The following is a 4,947-nucleotide window of genomic DNA, read 5'->3' as shown; positions in this document are numbered from 1 at the left end:
AGCCGGCGTCTCCGGGATCCGGACCCGCCCGTTCGTCGTGGGGACCGCGATCGGTGAGTTCCCCTGGGTGATCGCCGGCGTGGCGCTCGGGGTCTCGGCGGACCGGCTCGCCCGGAACGACCTGTCCGCCGTCGACCCGTCGCTGATCCTCGCGCTGGCGCTCGTCGGGCTGTTACTGCTCGCTGGCCCGATCTATCGGACCGTTCGAAGTACGAGTCACGTCACTCCGTCGGAGTGAGCCAGTCTTCAAAGTGGATCGATTCCAGTACATGATACCAGTCGTACGGCGGAAAACCCACCGCCCGAATAGCGGTTCGGTCCGCCATCGAACGGCAGGGAGATCGTGTGCCTCCATGGGACCGATCGACGCGTGTTCCCCCGGTCCCCAGATCCCGGGATGCTTCCCAGCCCTAACCCCGGAGCCGCCGTCGAGGTCGACGGCGGCTCCAACGGGGGTACCAGGGGTATCGCGTCGGTCCTGTCAGTCCCGCGCCGATCCAGTGCTACTCGTCGGTGCCGTCAGCGTTCTCTCCGTCGGTGTCGTCGGCGTCGGTGTCGTCGGCGTCGGTGTCGTCGTCCGTATCCGCGTCGTGATAGCTGACGTCGATCCCCTCCGGGACCGGACGGAGCAGGTACCTCCCGGTCCGACCCTGTCGAACCGGTGCGAAATCCGCGGTGAACGCCGTCCGGGTGTTCTCACGGATCTCGAACGGCTCGTTGAACGTGAGCGGCGCGTTCCCCGGGGTGTCGACCGTCGCCTCGCCGCCGTCGACGAGAGTCCCTTCGACATCCGAGACTCGTAACTGGAGGAACTCGTACTCCCCCACGTCGAGCTCGCGTTCGTCTATCAGCTGGGTCTCCTCGCCCTGTAGCTCGACGAGGTCCGCCTGCTGTGGCTCATCGAACTCGTGGTACTCCCGGCCCGCGGGCTCCACGGTCGACTCCTCTTCGTCCTCATCCGCGTCGTCGCCGTCTCCGTCAGTTCCGTCGTCCTCGTCACCTTCGTCGTCCGGGTCCTCCTGCCCGCTCACGGCACCCTCGGGACCGAGCCAGATCCCCTCGATCGTGACGACGAGCGATTCGAAATCGCCGATATCGACCGGCTGATCGGTGACCGAGGTCGCGAGCGTGCCGCTCGCGCGTCCGACACAGCCCGCGAGCCCGCCCGTCGCGACCGCGAGGACGCCGCTCGCCTTGAGATACGTCCGTCGTCGGATCCCGGCGCCGAAGTCGATCGGCACGTCAGACACCCCCGACGGAGCCGGCGTCACCGTCGCTTACGGCGTCACCGAGCGATTCGATCGCTCCCGAGAGGAACCCGTCTATCGTGTCGAGTAGGTCACCGACGAACTCGGGGACCGGTTCGGGCAGTCCGTCCGACGGACCGACCTCGTCGACGTCGGGGTCGGCGGCGCCGGGGCCATCGGTTGCGGCCACGCCGACCGAACCGACACCGACGAGGACGACCGCAGCGAGCACGGCGACGAGAGTAGTTGTAGTCACGTTCATGACGACTCCCGCTTGGCGTGCGACGGGCTTCAATAGCTGAAGTCGTTCAGTCGGTTTACGCCGAATTAAGCCGGTTTATATCCGGTATCAGCAAGTGTAACGCCATTTTTCGATCGATCAGGGCGCTCGGGTTCGATCGGGCTATGGCGGCGGTTCCATGAGAGGCGGGGCAATGGCTCCGTGAGAGGCGGGGCAATGGCTCCGTGAGAGGCGGGGCAATGGCTCCGTGAGAGGCGGGGCAATGGCTCCGTGAGACGCGGGGCAGTGGCTCCGGAAGACGGACGGCAGCGATCACGGTCGAGTCGCGACGGTGGTGACGAGACGCGCGGGGGTGACCACGTGGCCTGCCGGATCAGGCGAACGGGTCGTTACTCCGTCCGTGTCTGAGATACTGAACCGCGACGCCGACCAGCACCAGCAGACCGAAGACGACGACCGAGAGGTCGGCCTGTTGAGCGATCGCGATCGCGTTTCCGTCGACCACGGCGCGCCAGACGGGGTACACGGTGGCGACGACCCCCGCGCCGAGACCGGTCAGTGCCAGCGAGATGATGAGGTCGTAGTGCCGCATCGCGAGGATCCCCGCGACTCCTCCGACGACGACGGCAGCGACGAAGAACTGCTGGAACTCGGGTTGTGCGAGAAGTCCGGACTCCGCGAGCGCGTCGACTTGCACCGCTTCGAGCATCGGATCGCCCGGCTCTGCGGGGTCGTACACGAGGTCGAGTACCGACTCCCCGACCGTCAACACGAGCGTCGCGAGCGTCGTGACGACGAACGCGGCGATCGCCACGGTGAATCGCGCGACGAACGGGAGGAGCGCCCGCCCGACGACCGCGCCGAACAGGACGAGCACGCCGGCGAACGTGAGCCGCCCACCGGCGGATACGGTCCCGGTCGCGAGTTCGGGGACCACGATCCAGCCGAGGACGCCGCCGCCGAACGCACCCGCGATCCACCCGGTCCACCCCAACACGAGCCCCTTGAGGTCGTACGCGGCGGTAACGAGAACGAGGCCGATGAGGGTGTTGAGACACAACAGCGCGAACAGGATCGGGGTCTCGGTGACGGGCATATGGCCCGGTATTGTTCGATCCCCTATAAGAGCGTTTGGAACGGTTTAAGGCTCCAGCCGGTTCGGGTCGCGTGGGAACATGATCGCCTCCTTGATGTTGTCGAGCTCGGCGACCTTCTGTACGAGCCGGTCGATCCCGAGCCCGTACCCACCGTGAGGGGGCGTACCGAAGCTCAGCGCCTCGATGTAGAACTCGAAGTTGGCGGTCTCGACGCCCTCCTCCTCCATGACTTCGACCATGCGCTCGACGTCGTGTTCACGCTGGCCGCCCGAGGAGAGCTCCTGGCCCTTATAAATAAGGTCGAACTTGCGGGACGCGATCTCGTCGCCCTCGACGTCCTGCATGTAGTAGAACTTCTCGTCGGGATAGCCGACGACGAAGAACGCGGGATGGCCCTGCTCCTCGAAGTACTCGCCGAGGAGCTTCTCGCCTTTCGTATCGAGGTCGGTAGGGTCGTCCGGGAAGTGGCCGTACTCGGTCTCCAAGACGTCGAGCGCCTCCTCGAAGGTGATCCGCGGGAAGTCGTCCTCGGGGACCGTCAGGTCGACGTCGAGCAGGTCGAGCTCGCGCTCGGCGTTCTCGGCGGCGGCACGGAGCGCGTATCGCAGCGACTCCTCTTGGACGTCCATCACGTCGTGGTGGTCGTCGATGTACGCGAGCTCGACGTCGAACATCGCGATCTCGGAGACGTGTCGTGAGGTCGCGAAGTCCTCCGCACGGAACGCGGTGCCGTTCTCGTAGACGGCCTCGTACCCCGCCGCCATCAGCATCTGTTTGTACAGCTGCGGGCTCTGTGAGAGGAACGCGTCCTGGTTGTAGTAGAGGATGGGGAACAGCTCCGCGCCGCCCTCTGCACCGCCCTTCGAGATCCGCGGCGTCTTGATGTCGACGTATCCCGCCTCGTCGAACCACTCCTCCATCGCCGTCATCAGCTCCGACCGCAGCGTGAACACCGAGAGGACCTCCGGCTTTCGGAGGTCGAGCGCACGGTTGTCCAGCCGCGTCGAGAGGTCGACGTCGACGTCCTTCGAGATCTCCAGGGGGAGCGGGGAGTCGGCCTCGTCGATCACCTCGTACGCGGTGGGCGCGATCTCGACCCCGCCGGGGGCCTGGTCGCTCTCCAGTGGCTCCCCGACGACCCGCACGACATCCTCCGATCCGGCGTCCTGTACCGCCTCGAACAGCTCCGGCTCGCGCTCCTCTTTGAACACGACCTGGATCAGTCCCTCCCGATCGCGGACGATGAGGAAGACCAGCCCGCCCAGATCGCGGATCTCGTGGACGTGACCCGCGATGGCGACTTCCTCGGCGTCCGGTTCGACTTCCGACGTGTGGATCCGATCGATCATATAAGTGAAGTTACGTGCAACTGGCCGCGCATCGGGCATAGGCTTGTCGTCTCGTCGTCGACGGAACGGCGGTCACGTCCCCACCGACACCGTTCTACCGGCACTGACGCCGCACGTGTCACGGATCGAAACGAGACGAAACCAGCACGGATCGAAACGCGGTGAAACGAAGCGAAGCGAGGCGTCCCGCCCTCGCGTGACCCTTCCCCTCGTGCCCTCCCGCCCCTCCCGTGACCGCGCGTCAGTCGAGATCCAGCTCGTCGCGGACGGCGGCCTCCGCGCGCCTGAGTACGTCGCGGATCGCCAGACCGGTGTCGGCCGCGACCGCTGCCGCCTCGTCGTACTCGGCACTCACGTCGTACACGTCGCCGTCGGCGGTCGACGCGACCTTCACCGACACCTCGTGTTCCGTTCCGTCGACGCGCACGGTCGCGGTCTCGAAGGACCGCTCGGCGATCCAGCGGTGGCTCGCGCCCGCCTGCCTGATCCCGAGGGTCCCCGTCTCGCGGGCGAGTCGCTCGGCGACCGCCTCGGCGTCCTTGGGTTTGCAGATCACCTTCACGAGGTGGCCCGGTCGCGACTTCTTCATCGTCGTCGGGACGACCGTCACGTCGCGTGCGCCGGCGTCGACGAGGACCTCTTGGAGGCCGCCGAGCACCTCCGGCGCTGCGTCGTCGAGGTTCGTCTCCAGGACGGCGATGTCGTCGGCGACGAGCGCCGGATCTCGGTCCTCGGGATGACCGTGCCTGTGGTCGGCACGATCGTGTCCGTGGTCGCTGTGACCCTCCTCGTGGTCAGCGTGGGCGTGTCCGCGGTCGCCGTGCCTCTCCCCGTGACCCGCGTCGATACCGTCGCCGACGGGGCTACCGTCGACGGCCTCGAGGCCGTCACCGACCAGCGCACGGAGCACGTTCGGGTGCCGCTCGAACGTCGCGTCGCCGGCACCGTAGCCGGTGGCGTCGACGTCGAGGGGCGGGAGCGATTTCACGCCCTCGGCGATCGCGGCGAGGATC

General features: G+C 66.9%; 5 protein-coding genes and 1 pseudogene. 1 reads left to right on the top strand and 5 read right to left on the bottom strand.

The genetic code is table 11. The features are described from left to right. Window positions 1–238 (top strand): annotated as a pseudogene (locus ACFQEU_RS11325) (TVP38/TMEM64 family protein); the annotation flags it as partial. A 265-nt stretch (window positions 239–503) separates the two neighbouring features. Here the strand turns inward: ACFQEU_RS11325 and ACFQEU_RS11320 are convergent. The 5 genes from ACFQEU_RS11320 to larC2 all read right to left on the bottom strand — a co-directional run. Then, window positions 504–1,250 carry a DUF4382 domain-containing protein gene (locus tag ACFQEU_RS11320; protein WP_417448540.1) on the bottom strand — a complete coding sequence of 249 codons (747 nt, stop codon included), beginning with the start codon at window positions 1,248–1,250 and terminating at the stop codon, window positions 504–506. Then, a complete protein-coding gene (locus tag ACFQEU_RS11315; protein WP_379782186.1) occupies window positions 1,243–1,503 on the bottom strand; it encodes a hypothetical protein in 261 nt (86 codons plus the stop codon). Before ACFQEU_RS11315 ends, ACFQEU_RS11320 begins: the two co-directional genes overlap by 8 nt. Before the next feature lie 358 nt (window positions 1,504–1,861). Continuing rightward, the gene (locus tag ACFQEU_RS11310; protein WP_379782184.1) at window positions 1,862–2,584 is read right to left on the bottom strand and encodes a hypothetical protein; all 723 of its coding nucleotides are present in this window, start codon (window positions 2,582–2,584) and stop codon (window positions 1,862–1,864) included. A gap of 45 nt (window positions 2,585–2,629) precedes the next feature. Continuing rightward, entirely contained in the window at window positions 2,630–3,934 is a 1,305-nt protein-coding gene (gene aspS, locus ACFQEU_RS11305; RefSeq protein WP_379782182.1) for an aspartate--tRNA(Asn) ligase, read from the bottom strand. A gap of 241 nt (window positions 3,935–4,175) precedes the next feature. Further along, a partial coding sequence (gene larC2, locus ACFQEU_RS11300; RefSeq protein ID WP_379782180.1) for a nickel pincer cofactor biosynthesis protein LarC2 occupies window positions 4,176–4,947 on the bottom strand: 772 nt, incomplete at its 5' end.

It is taken from the genome of Halorubrum tibetense, assembly GCF_042661865.1.
Taxonomy (GTDB): domain Archaea; phylum Halobacteriota; class Halobacteria; order Halobacteriales; family Haloferacaceae; genus Halorubrum; species Halorubrum tibetense.
The sequence above is the reverse complement of the archived record's forward strand: the minus strand, read 5'-3'. Positions and strand labels throughout refer to the sequence as shown.